We start from the raw sequence: 19,685 nt of genomic DNA, 5'->3' as shown, positions 1-19,685 counted from the left end.
CTGAGGGCCGATGAATGCCCCAGGGGGATGAAAACGAAGTTGCGACCTATGGCCGCCGTGGTTGGTTCAGTACTCGCTGGGCAGCAGCAGCGTGGTGACGCTGCGATCCCACTCGGTGATGACCCAGATCTTCAGTTCGGCGGTGACCTGGTAGGAAGAGAACAGGCGATCTTCACCCGATTGCAGCGCGGCGTCGTTCTGTTGCCGGTCGCTGTCATCGAGATCGCCCCAGTCACCGCTGAGATGGCGGCGCAGGTACGGGGTGGGATTGAGCCGACCCTGGCGGATCAGCGCATCCACGCCTGAGGTCACGACCATCTGGCCGGGGTTGAAACGCCGCGTGGGACTGGCGCTGAGGAAAACTGCTTCGGTTGCCATGGGGCCTCCTGGATAGGGAAAGCGGGGCCATGGCGCCCCATCGGGGCGACATGGCCCCAGTGGGTTGATGAATGGTGCGGGTCTACCGAGTCAGTTCTCGGAAGCCAGCACGATGTGGGTGGCACTGCGATCCGCTTCGGTGAAGATGCGGATGCGCTGGCCGTTGGTTGCAACATAGAACGATTCGAGCTTGACCTCGGATTGGATTCCCGCGATGTTCGCTTCCCATTGGTCAGCGGGGACATCACCCCAATCGCCGCGTGCGTGACGCCGCAGGAACTGGAACGGTTCTTCGGTGCCGGCACGAATCAGGCGGTCAACGCCTTCGCTGATGATCAGCGCCCCGATGGGGAACTGCAGTTGGTGGATGTAGGTGTCAATCCTGATCGACGCCATCGATAGTCCTCCTTGCTGATTTCATTGGGCCACAGCCGCGCGAGCGATGTGAAGCGCGCCCGCCTTCGAGCGCGCTACAGCCTTGTGCTCAGTGGATGGTGATGACTTGTCCCAGTGAGGCCGAGTCGGGAGACAGGTCCCATGCGCGGATGACCGGCACGAACTTGTCCGTGAGGATGCGTGTCTCTGCGATGGAGCCATCGTCGCGCTCGCGGTGCTCGACGGCGGTGGCCTTGCGCTTGTAGGTATCGCCCTTGACGGCCAGGATGCGGCCGCTTTTGGACTGCACGACACCCGAGATGGCGCCAGCCGCAAGGGCCAGTGCCAGGTGCCAGTGGGACAGAGCACGTGCCGGGGCACGCAGGGATTGCTGGGCAGCACCAAGGTGTGTCTCGAATGCGGGCCAGAGGCCCTGCAGCCGGTTCACTTCCTCGGCGAACTGCGCCGGCTCCATGCTGATCCGGTAGAAATGCTCCGGCTCGACCGAGGTCGTGGGAACCACATACGGCAGCGATGTCCACTCGGACGGAAGTTCATCCGCCTCGACTTCGCCTTGCCCGATCTGTAGCAATCGGGCCCGGACTGCCTTGGTGTCGTCACCGACCAGCTCGCGCTGGCGGATCCGACGTCCGAATACGACCACCTGCTTGAACTGCGTATCCACCGCACGGTGGATGCTCAGATCGGTGAAGTGTCGCGTCAGCCACCCGACCAGTTCTGCGTCGAGCACATAGGACGGCACGATGAAAACCAGGATGCCTTCGTACTGCAGCAGCTGCAGCGTCTTCTGGTAGAACAGCTTCTCCAGCCTGGCGCGGCCCTTGCCTTCGTAGCCGATGTTGCCATTGGCATCCTTGGACAGGTCGCCGTAAGGCGGGTTGAGCCACAGCAGGCTGAACGACTGGCGCGAGACCAGCGTGTCCATGAGGTCGCCGTGGATGCAGTGATCGACCAGCAGCCGTGCGTGATTGGCACGTTCCTGGTCGTACTCCACGGCGTACGCGCAAACCTGCTCATGCCCGAGGGCATGCGCGGCTTCCGCGATGGCCACGCCTTCGCCGGCGCAGGGATCAAGGATGCACATTGGCCCATCGCTGGGCGCCAGTGCGCGGAGCGCTCGTTCGAGCGTGGATTCATCGGTCGGGTAATACCCGTTTTTGGCGAAATTGCGGGCAAGCCGCGGGAACATCAGTGCCATGGCAGTCTCCTGATTGGCGGGGGATAAAGGTCGGATGCGCGCGCAGAGCGCACATCCGTGACGGGCGGATCAGGCCACCGCTTCCACTGGCAGCTCGGCGTGAGCCGGTACCGGGTAGGCGGTCAGGACGCCGCGGCGGATCAGTTCGCCCAAGGCATCGGTGAGGACCGGGACATCGAGCCCGATCCGGAAGCTTTGTAGCGGACCAAGGGCCACCGGCAGGGTTTGGAGCATGTCGCGCTCACGCAGCAGTGCCAGTACCGGCGCTTGCCAGTGGTCCAGCAGCGGCAGTGGACATGTGTCCTTGACCAGGTGCCACAGGCGCAAGGTGGGATCGACCGAGGCGCGCGGCAGCAGCGCGAGCGCGCTGGCCGTGGCTTTGTCCGGACGGGTGCAGCGCCGGTCGAACAGCCATAGATTGACCATCGAGCCGAACAGCGTGCGGCGATAGGAACGGGTTAGGCGCTTTTCCAGGCGATCGACCGATCCGACGAACACGGGGATGGAGCCCCCTTGATCGGTGATGAGGTGGAATTGCTCCAGTCCATCTTCGTCGCGGCCCAGCGTCAGCCGGGCCAGGAACTGCTGGATCGCGGTATCCCGCGCCCAGATTGAGAGAAAGATCAGATCGCCCTGATCGCTGCAAACGCATGCATCGGCCATGAGGTCGCTGCATTCATCGATGCGGTACAGGGGGTTGGGTGATGAAGGTTCAGGCATGGTGGTGTCCTCGATGAAATGAGGGGCAGCACCGCCCGCAGGGGCAGTGATGCCCCGGAAGGGATGAAGGAATGCGGACTACTCCGGCTCGAAGTCCCTGGCGTGCGGGTTGAAACGCAATGCACGTCCTGGGGTACGAATCGGCGTGAAGTCCTGGTGGTACACGTTGATGAGATAGCAGTCGCGGTAGCCGATGGCTTCCCGCGCCTGTGCCTCGGTCAGGCCGGCCTGGATGAAGTCCTCAACGAGTTCCTCATCCGAGGAAACCTCGTTGTTGGAGAGCTGGTCTTCGACCTGGCGCAGAAGCTCGGGCGAGAGGGATTGCAGCGAAGTGTCCATCGCGTCCTCCTTCAGGCCGTGGCCAGTTGCGAAGAAGCCACCGGCCGGCGCCGCTGCGCGTGATAGGCCCTAACCTTCTCGCGCCAATCGGGCGAGATTTCTTTGGCCATCGCGAGATAGCGCAGCGGGCAGGTGTAGTAGTACGGCGACATGGACTCGTCCATGCCCTTGTACCCCCACTGACCGCCACTGTGCTGGAGCAGGTCGCAGCAGATGTAGCACATGGACTCGCCGGGCGCGAGATCCTGGTGAACGCCTTCGGCCTTGGCCGTGATCTCGACAACGGACCACAGCACATTGCCACGCAGCGTGTGCGCGATGACACGGACGCTGGCGCGTTCGCGGTCTTCGGGTTGGATCAGGTCCAGGATCAGTTCCGACCGGGTGCGGGATGAGAAAAGCCAGCCCATGATGAAGTACTCCTGCAAGAAAATGCCGGAGTCCTCCCTGGCGGGACGGAGCCCCGGCGGGTGGATGAAGATGCCGCGGATGCGGCGAGGCAGATCAGGCGGCCTGTTGTTCGGGCCGGTTCCACTGCTGTGACTTGAAGTCGAGGGCGTAGCCCAGTTCGCCCAGCCGGGCGATCTGGGCACGCAGGGTGCGGCGGTCGATGGTCGAATCCAGTTTCACGGATTCGCTCAGCGGCCACAGCAGGCCGAACAATGCGGCATCGTCACTGTCGGGGCCGCCGGAGGCAGCCACGGTCGCAGATGGCGCATCCACACCAAAGGGCGTGGTATCGATCAGCGGATCGGCCGAGGCCTGTACAGGATCGGCAGCAGGCTTGACCGCCGGCGTAGCCGATGGCTGAGCCACGTCCTCGTCCAGCGGATCGACCTCTTGCGTGGCGAAGCTGCGAGCCTCGTCCTTGCTCAGCCGGTCCAGGCCCGAGAGGGTCATGCCGTCCAGGTTGGCGCGGATCTCGAAACGCATTCCACCGGCCGTGGGATAGGCCTTGGGATAGATGAAGCGGATGTGGAACTCCCCGTCGTACTTGCCTTCGGGGTACTGCTCCAGCTCTGCATCCTTGACCGCGAACTCACCGATGGCGGTGACCAGCCGGCCGACATTGAACCGGCCATTGCGGCCGTTGATGGTGCGCAGCGTGAGCTGCCCGGGGACGATGAGGGGGGCGCTGGACTTCGGGGCTGATTTGGCCGCCATGGTGTGCTCCTTCGATGATTGGGGGATCGTGAGATCCAAGGGAAAAAGGAAACGGACCGCGCCCGCGAGGGGCGTGGTCCGTGCGGCGCTTAGGCCTTCAGTTGGCGCATGCCATCGGCCAGCATCCACAACGCCCGGTTCAGGCGCAGGTTCTGGTCGATGCCTTGCACTTCGCGGGTGCGCTGCCGACGCCCATTGGACGTACGTGCCGACAGGCCACCCTTGACCATGTTTTCCTGGATGCGGTTGAACACCGACCACAGGTCCGGTCGTCGATCGTCGAAGCGACGGGGCGCAAGCAGTTGAGTCTCCGTGACAGGCGCAGGCCTGGTCGGATCGTCATACTTGAGCGCCAGTGCGGAGCGCGCGAGGATTTCTTCTTCCCCTGTTTCAAGGGTGATGACGCGCATGGCGTCTCGCGACGCCTGCACCTGCTCGAAGCCCTGGAGGACCTCGTATGCGCCTTCGATCACCTCACCGGCCACGTCTCCCTTGTGGGGGACGCGGATGTCGGCAGTGGTTTCACCGCAGACCAGGCCGTTGTGGCAAACGAAGCGGAACATGCCAGCCAACATCTGATAGCTGCTGGTACCGTCATGGCTGTTCAAGAGAATGATCTCGTTGGCTTCCGAGCCGTTGATCTGGCTCGCATGGCGCATGCGGATCATGTGCTTGGTGAACTCGCGCCGGTCCTCGTTGCGGACACGGGTCTGGCACACCATGAAGGGCTCGAAGCCCTCCTGACGCAGCTTGGTCAGCACGGTCGCGGTCGGTATGTAGGCATACCGCTCGGATCGGCTTTCGTGGGGAGCGTCAGCGAAGATGGAAGGGGCAACAGCGCGTATCTGGTCATCCGACAACGGACGATCCGCGCGCAGCACTGGGGAACGATGGGCAAAGCGGGTTGCGAGAGACATGGCAATTCTCCTGGGACAAAACGTGCATCTGCCCGGGCCGGAGGGCCAGGCTTGACGCTAGAGATAAAAGAGCGCGAACGCGTGCACCTCCCCGAAGGGAGGGCACGGATCAGGTGGGAGAAACGGTCAGGCCCCGGAGTGGAGCCTGGCGTGGGTCAGAACGAAGCCGCCATTGCCGGTTCGTGCTCGACCGCTTCAGCTTCGGGCTCGCGCGGGGCGGGCTCGGTGGGCTGGGCGGCGTCGCCGCTTTCGGCAGTGCCCTTGGCCTCGGTCGCTTGCGCGTCCGGGGTTGCAGGTGCTTCGGCATTGACTGCAGCAGCCGGATAGACCTGCTGGCCATCGACCTTGATCAGACCGATGTGGACCAGCGTGGACTCCAGGCTCACGCCCGGCTCGCCGGCTCGTTCGCCCTTGGTGCGCACGTACGGGTCAGCCCGCATGTCGTTCAGTCGGAAGGCGATCAGGACCTTGCGTTCAGCCTCGATGGCCTGAACGCAGCGACGGACCAGATGCTGGGCGTCGGTGGTAGCGACGATGGTGTCGAAGTAGCGATACTCCGGTTCACCGACCGGGCCGGTCAGCGCTCCGATGGAGCACGACAGGAACGGATCGCGATCCTTGGGAGTGACCTCCTTCGGACGGCTCAGGTAGCCGATGCCGCGGGTGATGAGCTCGTGCTGCTCGATCGTTGCCAGTTCGGCGCGATCGATCACCTCGGCTTTCAGCAGGCGCCCCTTGAGGCTCGCTGCCACTTCACCCTGACGTTCACCGCTGGGGCGGATGAACGCATCGCCCCACAGGTCGCCGAGCCGGAAACGGACCAGCGGACGCTGCTTGGGATCATCGATGCCGACGTAGGACTGAACCAGCTTCTTGGCCTCGGTGCCGGACACCTTGACGTCGAAGTAGCGGATGGACGGCTCCTTGGCGGAACCAACTAGGGCGGCGATCGTGCAAGCCAGGAACGGCTGTGCGCGGCGGCCTCCCTTGACGGGAACCTCACGGGCACGCTGCAGGTAGCCGATGCCGGAGGTGTGGAGGTCGAAATAGGATTTCTCGTTGGACGTGGTGGTCATGGTGAATCTCCATAGGAAAAGAGCGGAGACACACCAACCCCACGATGCGGGGAGAGGTGCGTAACCCCGCGATGGGTTGAGAACGGCAATTGCATCCACCACCGGAGAACCGATGGCCGTTCGAGTAAGGATGCGGTGCGAACTGGTGTGGTCGCGCAGCGGGAGCTGCGCCGCAACCTCGAAGACCGATGGTTGCCTGGCATGTCGCTGACTACGTCAGCAAGCATGGACGCAGCGTCACACCATGGGCGACGGACCGCCACGGCAAATAGGAAATACCCCGCGACCGCTTTGCGCAGGCCCAAAAGAAAGAGCCTTCGACTGGCGAAGGCTCTTTGGGATGCAGGGTCAGTGGTCTTGTGCGGTGGGCGGCACGGCCTGCAGCGACAGGTGCGTGAGCGAGGCAGACAGCACCAGGTCATCGGTGCTGTTCAGGATGCGTGTGAGTACGCCTTCGTTCGGGTCGAAGAACTCGCCGAAGTCGTCGCCACCCAACTCGATGCGCGCCAGTTCCCACCAGTCATCGAACGGATCGACATCCGGATCGCAGCCAACTGCATAGGCAATCAGCTTCTGGCGTTTATCGGGCCTACGCTCGCCATGCTCGGCGAGCCAGTACACGCCCTGATCCTTGACCAGGATGACGCGGCATTGGTTGGCTATGGCCTCGGCCAGGACAGGTCGAAGCGCACTGCCTTTGAAGAGCAGAGTCATGAGATATTCCTTGACGGGATTGGATGAGGTGCGAGCACGAGCCAATCCCTGGGCGGTTGGCTCGGTCGCGGTCCAGCAGTTAATGGGAGGTGGCCTTGCGGCCGGAGATAGGCTGGACCTGAATGCGACGCCAGGAGCCGTCGTCGATCAGGTGTGCCAAGGTGTCGCCGAGCATGTCGAAGTACACCTCGTCGCGCCGCTCGACACATTTGCCATCGCGGTGCAGCTCGATGGCATAGACGTCGTCGCCGCGCAGATACAGCACGCTTACGCGACCATCAAACTTGCCGGTGACCACGTTGAAGCTGATCGTCGGCGGAGTGCGGATGATGTCCTTCGGTGACGGATCGACCAGTGTGAATTCGCTGGCGTGGGCATCGACCAGCATGTGGCTGATGGTGCGGTGCTGATCCGGTGCGGGCATGGACTCCAATTGCTCGATGAGCTGCTGCAGTTCAAGGCACACCGGCTTTGCAACCGGCAAGTGCGCCGGCGCCGAGCCGAGAATCAGTCGGGTGACCTTATACGGCGTGCCGTCCGAGGTATGTTCCACGACGTCTTCCGGAGTGTCGGCGCGCAAGCCATCGAAACGTCGGCGTGCGTAAGGTTGGACAGTGACCTTGGCCCCTTCGACAGGGATGTCAGTGACCAGTTCGCGGTCCAGCACGGCGAACTGTGTGCGGCCGATCTTGACGACTATGGCTTCGTCGGTGGTCGCAACGACCTTGCCGTCGAAGGGCTGGGGGTCGATGCGAAAGCCCAGGGCGGATTCCTTGGGCTGACCGTCAAAGATGTTGAACTGAAAGCTACGCGCGTTGCCTGGCAGGTGGCCGGCGACCAACAAGGGAAGCTGCTGGCGAATGGCTTGGTGATCCATGGTGGAGTCTCCTGAAACGAAAACGGGACTCACCAGCCCTAAGGGACAGTTTGTCCCTTAGGGTGGATTTGTAGAACAAAGAACGTTCAAAGGATTGATACTGCCAGAACGCCGATGGCGCACCGCGGTCTTGATGGCCTTGACCGCCTGGGATGTTGCCGGCTACGCCGACTAACATATACGCAGCGTGAACCCAGACACCTCCAACGTCACTCGAAAAGCGAACCTCACGTCTTCGCATTGTTGGCAGCCCTTCGAGGTGTATGGGGAGAATGGTCTCTAGTGGTGGAGCCCCGGCCTAGGCATGCATAACGGATCATCAGAGGGCTCGCCGGTATTTCCTGCGGGTTGTGCCTGACATATCATAAATATGATGACCATCTGGGGAATGTGCCAGTAATCACGGGGTTTCAAAAGGCTGTCGAAAGAGGATGATGAATGCTGCGCCTTGCTTCTTTGTTGGTTTTCTCTAATGTGGCTGTTGCCTCTATTCTAATTTTTGGGGTCTCGCTAAGTCTAAAAAACAGCCGCAATGCGGATATATACGAGGCGCAACAGGCTGCGGCGAATCTTGCGAACAGTTTGAGTATTGAGATTGGCGCGCAAATGCACTTGATCGAGAACTCTTTGTCGACAATTGCATTTAGGGTGAGTGATGCAAACTCAGAGGATGAGCGAAATAAGATTGTGACGAAAGAGCTGGCGGAGCAAGGGATGCTGCTGTCACAAGTATCTAATCTCAGATTTGCCGACGCTTCGGGAGCAGTAGGAATCAAGATAAACGGAAAGACAACGGATGTCTCTGAATTCTCACACTTTATATCAGCTGCGCATGCGGAAAGGATGGTTTTTTCTGAGCCAGTTGTGTGTGATGACTCGAATGAATGGTGCATTGTTTTGGCTCGAGGGCTCCGGACCAAAAATGGGGATTTCTACGGCCTCATTTATGCTGAGGTCGAGTCGGATGCACTGATGACGAGATTCTCCCGACTGGATATGGGGGCTGCTGGTGCGATCGCTTTGCGAACAAGCGCTCTAAATCTAGTTGCTAGATTTTCTAGGTCTGATCCGTGGTCAAAAAAAGGACTTGGTGAAAAAATCGTTTCAGACGAGCTTTTGGATCAATTGGCCAAGGGAGACGAAAGGGGCTGGTATATCACGCCAACGGCGCTTGATCATATCGAGCGAATCACCGCGTACTCTCGAATTGAGGGCTATCCGCTTATCGCTCTTACGGGTTTGGCTACGGATGAGTTTCTTAAAAACTGGAGGGCTGAGGTTTTTCGTCAGGCTCTTCTTGTACTTATGGTTCTAGGGATCACCGCAGCATACTCCTACTATCTTTTCCGTACGCAGAGAGCAGAAAGAAAAGCCCGGCTTGAGGCTGTTAGTGTTGTCCAACAACAGAGCCTGATGCTTGAGAATAATCTCGTTGGAATGATGAAAGTGCGCGAGAGGAAAATAGCCTGGGCGAATATGGCGACATCGCGAATATTCGGGTATGAAAGCGGGCAGCTGGATGGGCGGCCATCACGGCATCTGTACTTGAGCGATGAAGATCATCAGCGTATTGGAATGGCTGGATATGCGGCGCTCCGTAATGATGGTCGATATTCAGTACAGCTGCAAATGCAACGAAAGAGTGGTGAGGTTATTTGGATTGATCTAAGCGGCGCAGCAGTGTCTGAAAAAGAAAGTTTGTGGATGATGGTGGATATTGACTCAATAAAGCGTAGCGAAAAGAATGCCCAGGATTTGGCATTAAGCGACTCGCTTACCGGAATTGCAAATCGGAGATTGTTCGACCTACGCCTTGAGGGCGCTTTGTCTAATGCGCGTCGCAACAACCATCTTATTGCAGTTTGCTACATGGATCTTGATGGGTTCAAGAAAATCAATGATGCCTACGGCCATGATGCCGGTGATACGGTACTGTGCCAGACGGCCAAGCGGTTAGCGGAGGCCGTCCGCGGTAACGATGTAGTCGCACGGCTTGGAGGGGACGAGTTTGCTGTCCTGCTGAACTCTGTCGAAGGCACTGCCGGAGCAACGCTAGTAATGCAGCGCTGCCTTGAGCAGATTCGCGAGAGCATTGAGATTGCGCCTGGTAAGTATGTGCAAATCGACGCAAGTATCGGAATCGTTGTCGGATCCGGGGACTCTGCTCCGCAAGACTTGCTGCGAAGAGCAGACGAAATGATGTATGCAGTAAAAAAAGGAGGCAAAGGCCGGATCCAGGCGGTTGCGATCAAGTCTGTTTCCAAAAACACGGAAGAGGTTAAGTGACTACTTGCAACGGAGGCCCCGGCGATAAGATGACGTGTGCGCAATGGGAAGTACAGCGCTTGCTGGGGCGATGTCTGCTGCGGATTCAGCAGTACGAACGTCTGATGAAAGCCATCGTGGCGCATCACGATCTCTCAGGCCCGGCCACAGCGTTGGAGGCTATCCGCGCGGCCCGAGTGGAGGATGCCGCGACGAAGACGCTAGGCACCATGGTTGGTCAGTTGTTCGGCTCTTACGTCGTGACCGATTCGGGTCTAGAGGAGGAACTGGCTGATCCTGTCGTTGGTAAGGTCGCGACGGTGCGCATGCGCCTTCAACTGAGTATGGGCGCCGAAGATTATCAACGCACACAGGCGGAGCTGCGTGACTTGGTGGCGCTGCGCAATGGCCTGGTACATCACTTCATTGATCACCACGACCTGTGGTCAGTGCAGGGCTGTCGTAGTGCGCAGGAAGCGCTTGTCGGTGCCTACAGCCGCATCGATCAGCATTTTGAGCAACTGCGCGGGTGGGCCGAGCACATGGATCAAGCACGTCGCTTGGCGGCCGAATTCGTACAGTCCAGCGCTTTTCATGAGTTGGTGGTCAATGGCATCGCGCCAGATGGCTCCATTGATTGGGCGGCGTCAGGGATCGTTCGAGGCTTGCGCGAAGCAATTGGTGAGCTTGCGGAAGACGGTTGGACACCCGCTGCGAAGGCAGGTCGCTGGATACTGGCCAAGTATCCGGACCAAGTGCCATCCAAGTATGGCTGCAGCAGTTGGCGGCAGGTGGTGCATGAGTCACGCCTGTTCGAGCTTCGCTACCGGGAGGTCGATGGCCAGCGCGCGGGGTACTACAGGGAGCGCGGCGCCTGACGGTGACCCCGACGGGTGACCGATTCAAACCCGGCCAAAAGAAAAGCCCCTCGTTGGAGGGGCTCGGAATGGGCTGATGGTTGACGCGTTTGCAAGGACCTACGCTTCTTCCTCAATCACCGGCAGGCCCTCCAGAATGGAGGCGTCCGCATCGAGGACCAGCATGCGCACGTCAGCCTGGCCAGCCAGGTGCAACACGTCGATCAGTTCCTCTGGTACACCCTTGGCACGGTGTTCCGCACGAAGGTCGGTAGCTGTGGTGCCTTCTACCTGCTGCAGATTTATATCCGTCCAGGGAGTGGCGATCAGCTTGATGCCTATGGCCGGGCTGTATGGGATACGAAATGCCACGAAGAGAAACGCTGTCGGTGTCGCGATGTCGGCGAGCTCGCAGAGGAATCGGCCTGCTTCGTCGGTGATGTGGGCAGTGCTGATCTCCCAGCACCGGCTGTAGAAGCCGGTCTCGAATGTCAGCGTGCGCACGACTTCCTGCGCAAACTCCCGGGTCTGGCTGTCTCCAAGATGAATCAGCGCGCCTTCGACGTCCTTGCCGTAGATGCTATAGAAAACCGCCAGAATGGTTCCACTGCCACTACAACTGACATCCAAGTCTCCGGGTATCACTTGATGCTCCGTGACCAGGGCGTACCCTTCATTGAATATGCAGGCGTGCAAGGCCATCTGGTCATCAGGCAGGTGATGCTGCGTGGGATGCAGTGGAACAAAGGTTTGCGGATGGCGATCGTCATAGCTGATCACCGCCACGCGTCGAATCTCGAAGCCGTAGTAGCCGCGAGCAAAGGGATTGATCTGCTGGATCATGGTGACATTCTCCTATGAGGGTTGAAGTGGAGCCAACCCCTACCAGGGCTTGGCCCCGAGGGGGAGGAAATTCACCGCACTCAGGCGATGAGTGAGGTGGATGTTCAGTGCGGAATAACTTCGGCTTCAGTGCAGCAGTGAGGACAGCCGCTTTTGCGTTTGAACGCGTACCGATTCGTCCTGAATGCCTGCAAGCAAGCGTTGAACTTCGCGCGTGAAGTGGCTGGCGACCGCTTCCAGGTCTTGTCTGAGTAGTGCCTGGCGAACCGAATCGCCAAGCTGCAGCGCCTGTCCGGAAGTGCAGTACGCCACGAACTCTCGGCTGAAAAACTGCGCGTCGCCTCCGAAGTTGAAGAGGCGCGGCTTGCTGCAGTGCCAGCAGCCCTCGAAACGGATTTCCTGAAGTCCGTGGCCATCATCGAATCGGGTCGCGATCAGAAACAGTGCATCAAGGTCCGCGGCATCCTCGAATAGATGGTGCTCGATGAGATGCGCCAGTGCTTCGTCCTGGTCGGCGCCGAAATGCAGGGACAGGCTCGCCAGCAGCGGTTCGACTGTCTGGGAATCGTCGGGTAACGGGAGGCCAAGCGAGGTAGCCAGCTCCGAAAGCCCTGCGCAGAGGTCTACCCAGCTCGGGTTGTTGTCCTCGGCAACGAGGGCGATGTAGGCCTGCCCGTCGCCGGGGTGCGACGCGTCAAGCTTGAAGCCGCCGAACAAGGCGGTTATCACAGGGGTGACCCGATCGAGAACGAGAACGCCGGTGGCGTCGTAGTAGTTGTTTGCCATGACTGGCTCCTTGAGGTTGGAGCGGAGCCAGCCCTCGCGGACATGGCATCCGCGAGGAAGGGCCTGATGCGTGCTGCATCGGGCCAAGGTGGAAGGCGAGTCAGTCGCCGAAGTCAGTGGTGTCGCCCAGTGCCTTCTGCACCTCGATGAGGCCGCAGTTGGCAAGGACGTACAGCTGGTTGTAGTCGTCGCCCGTCGGTGCCTGTTCGGCGTCGTTCAGGCGGGTGTCCAGATCGACGATTTCCTGGCGTACCGAGCGGGCCAAGGCCAGAGGCTCGGGCGCTTCGTCGGTGATCGACTCGCCCAGCGCCGTGAGCACGATGCGGGGAGACAGCGCATCCGAAAGAGACTCGAAGACGGTCGGCGTATCGCCGCGGCAGATGGCCTCGGCTGTACTCTGACCGATGGAAAACCGCGTGATTTCGTCATCGTCGGCACCTTCGGTGTCGTAGTCCACGACAACAAATGGTGGCATCGGAAGATGGCGGGGCCAGTCTTGAACGACGATGGCCTGGACCAGGCCACCTTCGAGGACGACCGCAAAGGAGGGAGTTCGGGACATGGTGTGGCTCCTGTGAGAAGAAGGAGGGACACCGCCCCGAAGGAACTGATGTCCCTCATGGGTGTGAAAAAATGCGGAGGTTGCCCTGGTGGGGCTTACCAGCCGCTGTAGTTCAGCACCAGGTCGGCGATGACCTGACGACGTTCCAGATCCAGGCCGCCGAGATCGGCAAGCCCTTCAAATCCACAACGGCGCAGCATCGCAGCACCCTCACGGGCGTTGTAGAAGCTGACCATCGCGGACAGGAACATGCGTTGACCGCTGCTCAGAACGCCGAGGGCATCGTTGAGCGTCAGCATGTTGGGACGGAGATCCCACTTGCTGGTGGCGTGCTGCAGGCCTTCGTGGGTACCGTTGCCGAACCACTCGGGTCCTGCGATTTCGGCACCGCGCTTCCAAGCTTGAAAGAATGCGTCCGGAGCACATGCGAAATGCTGCTCTTCCCGCATGATCTGTTCAACGACTTCCGGAGGCAGAAGCTGGTTCATGGTGTATCTCCTTGCTGAGGGATCAGGGGTTGGGCAACTGGGTCCAGCCGCCTCTTTCGAGGGCTCGCTGGGCACTGGCTGCGCTTCGGAAGTACTCGTTCGATTCGCGAGACACGGGGCCTTCGCTGTCGCGGGTGCCGATGTAGTGGCCCGCTGCGCTTTGCATGACTTCAAGCGACAGGTATTTGCCGACGTAGACCAAGGCCAGATGGCCGAAAGAGGCGCGGTGAGACATGGACGACTCCTAGGTGACAGCGAGACGGCCGTGCCCCTGTCGGGATGGCAGTTCCCGCGAGGGTTGAAGAAAGATGCATCGACGCCTGAATGGCGTTCATCCGCGGACCGATGCGATGGCGGACTGGTGGATCTCAGGGAGGGGATTCCCTGCGCAGCCGGAGGATCCTTGCTGCTGGCATGGTGCTGACAACGTCAGCGACACATGCGGGCAGCTTTGCCCATGCAGCGGTTGGCGTCAGGGAGAAATGGGAACCCAGGCTGGACCGGATTAATGCCATGCCGATGCTCGATGTGCCTCTTTTCGCAACAAAAAGCCCCCGGAAATCCCGGGGGCGCAGTGGTTGGTGGACAGCAGTGTCAGGCGGTGACTGCTGCCAGCTTTCCTTCAGCATCGAAGGTCAGATGAACAACCGCACCTGCTAACCTTGGTTGCGTTGCATACCGCAAGGTGAAGGGCAGCAGGGCCTGCACAACCCCGGCCGGAGACTGCGAACAGCCTACGGCGATGAAGGTGTCGATGGTCCGGCCGTCTTCGTCCTCGCGATCCTCGTCATAGCGATCATCGAAGATGTAGTCGGAGACCAGCGCCGTCGCACCGCCTGCATCGGCGGTGAGGAACAACGTGACGCCTTTGCGAATGGCGCCGACCGCAACTTCCGGCTCGCCTTCGATGCTGACGTTCAGGCAGTCGGCCAAGGTCAACTCGACCTCGTAGTCGGCCAGACACAGGCTGGCGTCATGATGCAGGATGGCGCCTGGGCGGACCTGTACTTCCTCCGGCGTGATGGGCCTTACAAGCCCCAGTAACCAGTGCCCGCCGTCGATCCCGCTCTCATCGAGCAAGAACGCTTTGCGAGCCTCCAGGTACACCTCAGCCGTAGGCGCATCATTGCCATCCGATTCGATCAGCCAAGCACCAGTTTCTTCCAGTACCTCCCGAGCCACGATGCCCTCGGCCACGTGCCGGTCCCAGTAACGGCGGAATCCGGACGGGTCAAGGGCCCAGGATCGGAACCAGGCTTGTGGAACGAAAGGAACGTCGTTGAGCAAATCGGCGTTAGATGAGTCCATGCAGATGCGCGCGTAGTTCACGATGAAGTCGCTGGCCGAGAGGCGCTCCTTGGTCTCGATCAATGCCTGGCGAAAGGCGCTGTCGATCGCGACTTGGATGCGCTTGTGGTCTTCCGCTTCGTTCAGCAGATGCTGGCGATCGGGAAGCCTGGCGAGCGTTGCAGTTGGCAGCTGTACAACGTGGTGCCTGCAGATCGACGGTGATCGACCAATCGGAAGGCCTTGAAGGAAGCACCGCCACTGCGTGCGTGAAGCGGAGAGGTCGAGCAGGATCTTGCCCATGGGTGTCTCGCGCCATTGCAGCGCAAGGTCCGCCAGGGGGCGAAGCACTGCGTCGCCATTGAGCCAGACTGGAACTGGAAAGGCTTCGCACAGGGCGCGCAGAAGACGGTCAGCCCAAACAGGAAGGGTCTCTCCCGGCTGCGTCGGCTGGATGCCATCCAAGCGGATTTCCGTGCCTTCAAAAAGATCGCAGGAAACCAATTCAATCGGCTCGCCGCGGATGATAGCCGCCGTCGCGGCACTGAATGCCTTGCCACCGGAGCGGACGGCCAGGCGTTCGGCGAAGTACAACGTGGACAACACACCCATGCCGAAAGCGTTCTCGCGCGTCTGGGTCTGTTCGTCCCAGCTGGACTCGGCAATGTGGATGAGGGTCTGCAGGTTGGCTATGCCGCTGCCGTTGTCACGGATGGTGAGGCTGCTGTCATCTACGGTGAAGTGGATGGCGCTGGCTTGAGCACGCCTGGCGTTCTGCAGCAGTTCCCCGAGCATCGAGCTCTGGTTGAAAGCATGGCGAAGGTTGGCGATAAGACGGTTCTGGTTCGTCTGAAGACGGATGGTGTTCATGAAAAACTCCTTGGAGGGTTCTGCGTCATTGGACGTTTGGGTGGGTTGGTCGCCAGAAGGCGAACGAAAGCGCCGCGCACACAGGGAGGTGGTCGGCTTGAGCTTGAAATGGGCAGGAGCGCCCGAGGGATTGCGATGCATCTCCGCCCTGGCGGGCGGGCATCCGCGGCACGACGCGATGCGGATGGGGATGGTCGACACGCCGGGGGCGTGGCGCAGCCTGGGGCGACCGTGGCTGCTGGCGGTTGCTGATGAATCAGCGACCCAGTGCCAAGGATCTTGGTCGGGGTTGGTCCTGTCGTCAGGAAATGGGAACCGAGACGTTCCGCGATGGTGCGTGATTATTCGGGGTGCGCTACACGCCCTGGTACGGCGTGAGGAGGTGCCGGAGGCCGTCTGGCCTCCGACTCAAGACAAGGTCACCACCCATGGGCTGCACAGGGTTCGGTCGTCGGTAGAACCGTCCGCTGTTTCAGCATTCACATCCGACCCATATCGTGGCTGGGGTCGGTATTGCCTGGCACACATCCGCGCACAAAGGGCGCCCGTTGATTCGCCGGCGGGCTCCGGCGCTGAATACCATCGACCTTGAGGGGTCTCCTGGTGGCTCGCGTAGCGCCATGCTTGCGAGGCACCAGGAGACCCCTCTCTGCGGACGGAAGAAATGCCGATCAGGAGAATGCGCAGGCGCGCGATTCGGGTAAAAGTGGCCTTCTCGCCTCGTGGACCAAAGGCGGTCCGCAGAGGCGCGCACACCGTTGCAGAAGGAGTCGCGCGCTGGTTGTCCCGCTGGGAGGCGGGACGGACTGCCATGTCGCCGGCTGCGGGCCGACATGGTGGTGGGATTCAGGGCACTTCAGGGTGCCTTCGGCTTGCTGCGCTTGCGCGTGCTGCCACGTGCGCCTTTGCCGGTCTCGACAGGCAGCGTGCCCTTGCAATCCGGATACCGGCTGCAGGACCAGAACGGCCCGCTCTTGCCGGTGCGTTGGCGCGTGGGGGCGCCGCAGTCGGGACACGCGGGCCCCTGCGGGATCTTGATTGCCAAGCTGGTGCCGCGATACTGCTGGATCAACTGTGCGATCCAGGACGACTGCTTTTCTATGAACGCATCGAGGCTGAGTTGCCCCGACTCGATCATGTCCAGCGCCTGTTCCCAGATTGCTGTGGTTCCTGGATCCGCAATAGCGGCGGGCACGGTATCGATCAGGGTAAACGCCGCATCCGATGCGCGGATGGCGCGGCCTTTCTTCAGCAGATATCCGCGCCCGAGCAGCCCTCCGATGATGTTGGCGCGGGTGGCTTCGGTGCCAATGCCCACGGTGTCCTTGAGCTTCTGCTTCAGCCTTGGATCGGAGACCAACTTGGCCACGCCCTTCATCGCCTTGACCAACTCGCCTTGCGTATAGGGTTTGGGCGGCAATGTTTTCATGGCCTTGAGTTCGGCCTGTGCGATCCGGCACTGCATGCCGTTTGATAGTGTCGGCAGGATCTGTGCGCGCTGGGAAGGCTCGTCGTCCGGGGCGTCCGGGCCACAGTTGATCAATGCCAGACGCCAACCCAGCACCACGACCTGCTTGCCCGTGGCCTGCATCGATTCACCGGCCGACGACAAGAGTGCGACGGTGCGGTCATATTCATGGTGAGGCATGAACTGGGCGAGGTAGTGGGCGCGAATCAGGCCATACACTGCTTGCTCCTTCTCCGACATGGCCGACAGCTTGGCTGGCTCCATGGTGGGAATGATGCCGTGGTGGGCAGTGACCTTGCCGTCGTTCCAGGCGCGGGAGACCTGGACAGGATCGAGCTTGGCCACCATCGCGCCGAGAGTCGGGTCGGTCGCGACCAGCGCGCTCAGGACAGCGGGTACTTCGGCCAGCATGGATTCGGGCAGGTAGCCTGAATCCGAACGAGGGTAGGTGGTAGCCTTGTGGGTCTCGTAGAGCGCTTGCGCGATATCCAGCGTTTCCTGCACATCAAGCCCGAACTGGCGAGAGCAGACCTCCTGCAGCGTGCCTAGGTCGAACGGAAGCGGCGGAGCCTCCCGGACGCGCTCGGTTTCCACAGAACTGACCTGAGCCGAGCCGGCCGAGCGGATGCGCTCCAGTGCTTTGCGGGCAACCGCCTCTTGAAGGCAGCGGCCGTTCTGATCACAGTCTACGGGCGGTGCCTGCCAATTGGCCGTGAAGGCGGCCGATGCAGCGTTGAGAGCTACCTCGACAACCCAATAGGGTATGGAGACGAAGCGCGCGATCTCACGATCGCGATCCACGACCAGTTTCAACGTGGGCGTCTGCACGCGCCCCACGGAAAGCACACCCTCGTAACCGGCTTGCCGACCCAGGACGGTGAACAGTCGGCTGAGATTCATGCCGATCAGCCAGTCCGCACGAGATCGTGCCAGTGCTGAGAAGTACATCGGCAATGTGTCTGCCGATGTTTTGAGGGAGGTAAGCGCCTTCCGGATAGATGCATCATTGAGCGCCGACAGCCACAGTCGCTGGATGGGCCCGCGGTAGCCGCAGAGCTCGATAATTTCGCGGGCGATCAATTCGCCTTCGCGATCCGCGTCGGTCGCAATGACCAACTCGGTGGCCTGTGCAAGCAGTTGCTTGACTGCCTTGAACTGCGTCCCCGTCTTGGGTTTGACTTCGACGCGCCAACGCTCGGGAATGATGGGCAACTGCTCGATAGACCAGCGCTTGTACTGTTCGCCGTAAGACTCGGGTGGCGCGGCTTCCACAAGATGGCCAATGCACCAGGTGACGGTGACGCCGGGGCCGCTCAGACAGCCGTTGCCACGCTGTGTGGCGCCCAGGATGCGCCCGATGTCCTTACCCTGAGATGGCTTCTCGCAGAGAAATAGCCGCATGCTGCCTCACCCGCACGATGTTGTTCATGGGCGCAAGCATGTCGGGAGCTTGAGGGTCAGGCAGCAAACAACGTGGATTCCGAGCGATCGCGTTGTGTCTGAGGCTCGATGGGTGAATTCGCGCTCTAACTGCACGGCGACGAAGTCGCCGTGGCGCGGGTCAACTGCTGCGGCGGGCGATCCGATTCTGCAGCAAGAACCAGCACATGTTGAGGGCAAAGGAGCGTCCCAGGCGGGCCATCTGGTTTTCGGGAATGCCGACCGGCCGGTGAGCGCCAGGGCTGAGGAAACCAAAGACGCCGGCCAAGCCTTTTTCCTCTTCGAGCGTGATCTCTCCGCTGTTGCGCAAGAAGCCAATGACCTCACCCCATTTGGCGGGATTGTAGGAGGCGGTTATCTGCTGCTGCTGAACGACTTCTGCTGCGACATCCACCGCGAGCGCTTCGAGGGCGACGCGTGCATTGGTCAGCGCTGCGTTGTAGTCGGGCGGCGCGGCCCGGAATGCTTCGGCCGAGTCGTTGATCTTGTCGATGATCGCGTCCCGTTGTGGCGTGCCGAATCCACGCAATGCGGTGATCAGATCGTCTTCGACAGGTGCCGCGTCGGCGATGGACGGGTCCGCCTGCAGCAGCTTCTTGTCTTGCGCAATGTAGCCGTCGATCAGCAGGCATTGGGTCAGGTCATGCATGCGCTCCTCGAAAAGTGTTTTCGGGGATACTTTGGCGCGAAGATTACCAGGGGTTGCAACAATCTCCTGGAGTACCTTTAGCAAGGTTCGATCGTCCTGGTCACGGACGATACTCATGATGCCAGGCAGCAACTGGGCTGGATGCAGCGCGAGATGCTCAACGCCGTACTTGCTGAACAGTGCGATGGAGACGGAGGTTTCTTGGATCGAGAGAAACTGGGCAAGCGAGTAGCGGGTTCTATGGCTGATCATGGATGGCATCTCTTGAATGAACTTCCATCAGTATGCCAATGAAGCCGAGTCCTACCTAACGGCGTGATCGCCACGAGGGATTGATCCAACGCTAGTGTTATAAGGCCGAAAGCTCTGCGGCGTTCACAGGAGCTTCTGC

At 60.7% G+C, this 19,685-nt stretch carries 21 protein-coding genes; 2 read left to right on the top strand and 19 right to left on the bottom strand.

Annotated elements, in window-relative coordinates; genetic code table 11:
- Positions 1-66: 66 nt before the first annotated feature.
- The 11 genes from C2U31_RS10935 to C2U31_RS10885 all read right to left on the bottom strand — a co-directional run bounded on the left by C2U31_RS10935 (position 67) and on the right by C2U31_RS10885 (position 7,779).
- Positions 67-378 carry a hypothetical protein gene (locus C2U31_RS10935; protein WP_070414184.1) on the bottom strand — a complete coding sequence of 104 codons (312 nt, stop codon included), beginning with the start codon at positions 376-378 and terminating at the stop codon, positions 67-69.
- A gap of 90 nt (positions 379-468) precedes the next feature.
- Positions 469-774, bottom strand: coding sequence for a hypothetical protein (locus C2U31_RS10930; protein ID WP_070414185.1), 306 nt, complete (start codon positions 772-774; stop codon positions 469-471).
- An 88-nt stretch (positions 775-862) separates the two neighbouring features.
- Entirely contained in the window at positions 863-1,972 is a 1,110-nt protein-coding gene (locus tag C2U31_RS10925; protein WP_070414186.1) for a DUF6094 domain-containing protein, read from the bottom strand.
- 69 nt (positions 1,973-2,041) lie between these two features.
- On the bottom strand, positions 2,042-2,692 hold the full coding sequence (locus tag C2U31_RS10920) for a hypothetical protein (RefSeq protein ID WP_070414187.1): 651 nt from the start codon (positions 2,690-2,692) through the stop codon (positions 2,042-2,044).
- Positions 2,693-2,770: 78 nt separating this feature from the next.
- Complete coding sequence (locus C2U31_RS10915) at positions 2,771-3,031, bottom strand: hypothetical protein (RefSeq protein WP_070414188.1); 261 nt, start codon at positions 3,029-3,031, stop codon at positions 2,771-2,773.
- A gap of 11 nt (positions 3,032-3,042) precedes the next feature.
- Entirely contained in the window at positions 3,043-3,441 is a 399-nt protein-coding gene (locus tag C2U31_RS10910; RefSeq protein ID WP_070414189.1) for a hypothetical protein, read from the bottom strand.
- Positions 3,442-3,535: 94 nt separating this feature from the next.
- The gene (locus C2U31_RS10905; RefSeq protein WP_070414190.1) at positions 3,536-4,195 is read right to left on the bottom strand and encodes a DUF3275 family protein; all 660 of its coding nucleotides are present in this window, start codon (positions 4,193-4,195) and stop codon (positions 3,536-3,538) included.
- A gap of 89 nt (positions 4,196-4,284) precedes the next feature.
- A complete protein-coding gene (locus tag C2U31_RS10900; RefSeq protein ID WP_070414191.1) occupies positions 4,285-5,112 on the bottom strand; it encodes a DUF932 domain-containing protein in 828 nt (275 codons plus the stop codon).
- A 155-nt stretch (positions 5,113-5,267) separates the two neighbouring features.
- On the bottom strand, positions 5,268-6,188 hold the full coding sequence (locus C2U31_RS10895) for a DUF3577 domain-containing protein (protein WP_070414192.1): 921 nt from the start codon (positions 6,186-6,188) through the stop codon (positions 5,268-5,270).
- A 348-nt stretch (positions 6,189-6,536) separates the two neighbouring features.
- Positions 6,537-6,902 (bottom strand): DUF3085 domain-containing protein, encoded by a 366-nt coding sequence (locus tag C2U31_RS10890; RefSeq protein ID WP_070414193.1) that lies wholly within the window; start codon positions 6,900-6,902, stop codon positions 6,537-6,539.
- Positions 6,903-6,981: 79 nt separating this feature from the next.
- Positions 6,982-7,779: a GTPase gene (locus C2U31_RS10885; RefSeq protein WP_070414194.1), complete on the bottom strand. Its 798-nt coding sequence runs from the start codon at positions 7,777-7,779 to the stop codon at positions 6,982-6,984.
- Positions 7,780-8,217: 438 nt separating this feature from the next.
- Here C2U31_RS10885 and C2U31_RS10880 point away from each other — a divergent pair, with 438 nt between their 5' ends.
- The gene (locus C2U31_RS10880) at positions 8,218-10,065 is read left to right on the top strand and encodes a diguanylate cyclase domain-containing protein (protein ID WP_070414195.1); all 1,848 of its coding nucleotides are present in this window, start codon (positions 8,218-8,220) and stop codon (positions 10,063-10,065) included.
- Positions 10,066-10,169: 104 nt separating this feature from the next.
- On the top strand, positions 10,170-10,922 hold the full coding sequence (locus tag C2U31_RS10875) for an OST-HTH/LOTUS domain-containing protein (protein ID WP_070414204.1): 753 nt from the start codon (positions 10,170-10,172) through the stop codon (positions 10,920-10,922).
- 99 nt (positions 10,923-11,021) lie between these two features.
- Here the strand turns inward: C2U31_RS10875 and C2U31_RS10870 are convergent, their stop codons facing one another.
- The 8 genes from C2U31_RS10870 to C2U31_RS10835 all read right to left on the bottom strand — a co-directional run bounded on the left by C2U31_RS10870 (position 11,022) and on the right by C2U31_RS10835 (position 19,546).
- Complete coding sequence (locus C2U31_RS10870; RefSeq protein ID WP_070414196.1) at positions 11,022-11,744, bottom strand: ABC transporter substrate-binding protein; 723 nt, start codon at positions 11,742-11,744, stop codon at positions 11,022-11,024.
- 126 nt (positions 11,745-11,870) lie between these two features.
- On the bottom strand, positions 11,871-12,530 hold the full coding sequence (locus C2U31_RS10865; protein ID WP_070414197.1) for a hypothetical protein: 660 nt from the start codon (positions 12,528-12,530) through the stop codon (positions 11,871-11,873).
- 100 nt (positions 12,531-12,630) lie between these two features.
- A complete protein-coding gene (locus C2U31_RS10860) occupies positions 12,631-13,092 on the bottom strand; it encodes a hypothetical protein (RefSeq protein ID WP_070414198.1) in 462 nt (153 codons plus the stop codon).
- A 95-nt stretch (positions 13,093-13,187) separates the two neighbouring features.
- A complete protein-coding gene (locus C2U31_RS10855) occupies positions 13,188-13,580 on the bottom strand; it encodes a hypothetical protein (RefSeq protein ID WP_070414199.1) in 393 nt (130 codons plus the stop codon).
- A 22-nt stretch (positions 13,581-13,602) separates the two neighbouring features.
- Entirely contained in the window at positions 13,603-13,815 is a 213-nt protein-coding gene (locus C2U31_RS10850; protein ID WP_066267468.1) for a hypothetical protein, read from the bottom strand.
- A gap of 359 nt (positions 13,816-14,174) precedes the next feature.
- A complete protein-coding gene (locus C2U31_RS10845; protein ID WP_103272844.1) occupies positions 14,175-15,737 on the bottom strand; it encodes an ATP-binding protein in 1,563 nt (520 codons plus the stop codon).
- 856 nt (positions 15,738-16,593) lie between these two features.
- A complete protein-coding gene (locus tag C2U31_RS10840) occupies positions 16,594-18,606 on the bottom strand; it encodes a DNA topoisomerase III (protein ID WP_070414854.1) in 2,013 nt (670 codons plus the stop codon).
- Positions 18,607-18,766: 160 nt separating this feature from the next.
- The gene (locus C2U31_RS10835; protein ID WP_070414853.1) at positions 18,767-19,546 is read right to left on the bottom strand and encodes a hypothetical protein; all 780 of its coding nucleotides are present in this window, start codon (positions 19,544-19,546) and stop codon (positions 18,767-18,769) included.
- Between the last annotated feature and the right edge of the window lie 139 nt (positions 19,547-19,685).

The organism is Achromobacter sp. AONIH1 (assembly GCF_002902905.1).
Taxonomy (GTDB): domain Bacteria; phylum Pseudomonadota; class Gammaproteobacteria; order Burkholderiales; family Burkholderiaceae_B; genus Achromobacter.
This window is presented reverse-complemented; position numbering and strand designations above follow the sequence as displayed.

What these genes read in the sequence shown, in the direction of transcription:
- C2U31_RS10935 (WP_070414184.1), bottom strand. Translation starts at nt 378, where the DNA reads ATGGCAACCGAAGCAGTTTTCCTCAGCGCCAGTCCCACGCGGCGTTTC.
- C2U31_RS10930 (WP_070414185.1), bottom strand. Translation starts at nt 774, where the DNA reads ATGGCGTCGATCAGGATTGACACCTACATCCACCAACTGCAGTTCCCC.
- C2U31_RS10925 (WP_070414186.1), bottom strand. Translation starts at nt 1,972, where the DNA reads ATGGCACTGATGTTCCCGCGGCTTGCCCGCAATTTCGCCAAAAACGGG.
- C2U31_RS10920 (WP_070414187.1), bottom strand. Translation starts at nt 2,692, where the DNA reads ATGCCTGAACCTTCATCACCCAACCCCCTGTACCGCATCGATGAATGC.
- C2U31_RS10915 (WP_070414188.1), bottom strand. Translation starts at nt 3,031, where the DNA reads ATGGACACTTCGCTGCAATCCCTCTCGCCCGAGCTTCTGCGCCAGGTC.
- C2U31_RS10910 (WP_070414189.1), bottom strand. Translation starts at nt 3,441, where the DNA reads ATGGGCTGGCTTTTCTCATCCCGCACCCGGTCGGAACTGATCCTGGAC.
- C2U31_RS10905 (WP_070414190.1), bottom strand. Translation starts at nt 4,195, where the DNA reads ATGGCGGCCAAATCAGCCCCGAAGTCCAGCGCCCCCCTCATCGTCCCC.
- C2U31_RS10900 (WP_070414191.1), bottom strand. Translation starts at nt 5,112, where the DNA reads ATGTCTCTCGCAACCCGCTTTGCCCATCGTTCCCCAGTGCTGCGCGCG.
- C2U31_RS10895 (WP_070414192.1), bottom strand. Translation starts at nt 6,188, where the DNA reads ATGACCACCACGTCCAACGAGAAATCCTATTTCGACCTCCACACCTCC.
- C2U31_RS10890 (WP_070414193.1), bottom strand. Translation starts at nt 6,902, where the DNA reads ATGACTCTGCTCTTCAAAGGCAGTGCGCTTCGACCTGTCCTGGCCGAG.
- C2U31_RS10885 (WP_070414194.1), bottom strand. Translation starts at nt 7,779, where the DNA reads ATGGATCACCAAGCCATTCGCCAGCAGCTTCCCTTGTTGGTCGCCGGC.
- C2U31_RS10880 (WP_070414195.1), top strand. Translation starts at nt 8,218, where the DNA reads ATGCTGCGCCTTGCTTCTTTGTTGGTTTTCTCTAATGTGGCTGTTGCC.
- C2U31_RS10875 (WP_070414204.1), top strand. Translation starts at nt 10,170, where the DNA reads ATGAAAGCCATCGTGGCGCATCACGATCTCTCAGGCCCGGCCACAGCG.
- C2U31_RS10870 (WP_070414196.1), bottom strand. Translation starts at nt 11,744, where the DNA reads ATGATCCAGCAGATCAATCCCTTTGCTCGCGGCTACTACGGCTTCGAG.
- C2U31_RS10865 (WP_070414197.1), bottom strand. Translation starts at nt 12,530, where the DNA reads ATGGCAAACAACTACTACGACGCCACCGGCGTTCTCGTTCTCGATCGG.
- C2U31_RS10860 (WP_070414198.1), bottom strand. Translation starts at nt 13,092, where the DNA reads ATGTCCCGAACTCCCTCCTTTGCGGTCGTCCTCGAAGGTGGCCTGGTC.
- C2U31_RS10855 (WP_070414199.1), bottom strand. Translation starts at nt 13,580, where the DNA reads ATGAACCAGCTTCTGCCTCCGGAAGTCGTTGAACAGATCATGCGGGAA.
- C2U31_RS10850 (WP_066267468.1), bottom strand. Translation starts at nt 13,815, where the DNA reads ATGTCTCACCGCGCCTCTTTCGGCCATCTGGCCTTGGTCTACGTCGGC.
- C2U31_RS10845 (WP_103272844.1), bottom strand. Translation starts at nt 15,737, where the DNA reads ATGAACACCATCCGTCTTCAGACGAACCAGAACCGTCTTATCGCCAAC.
- C2U31_RS10840 (WP_070414854.1), bottom strand. Translation starts at nt 18,606, where the DNA reads ATGCGGCTATTTCTCTGCGAGAAGCCATCTCAGGGTAAGGACATCGGG.
- C2U31_RS10835 (WP_070414853.1), bottom strand. Translation starts at nt 19,546, where the DNA reads ATGATCAGCCATAGAACCCGCTACTCGCTTGCCCAGTTTCTCTCGATC.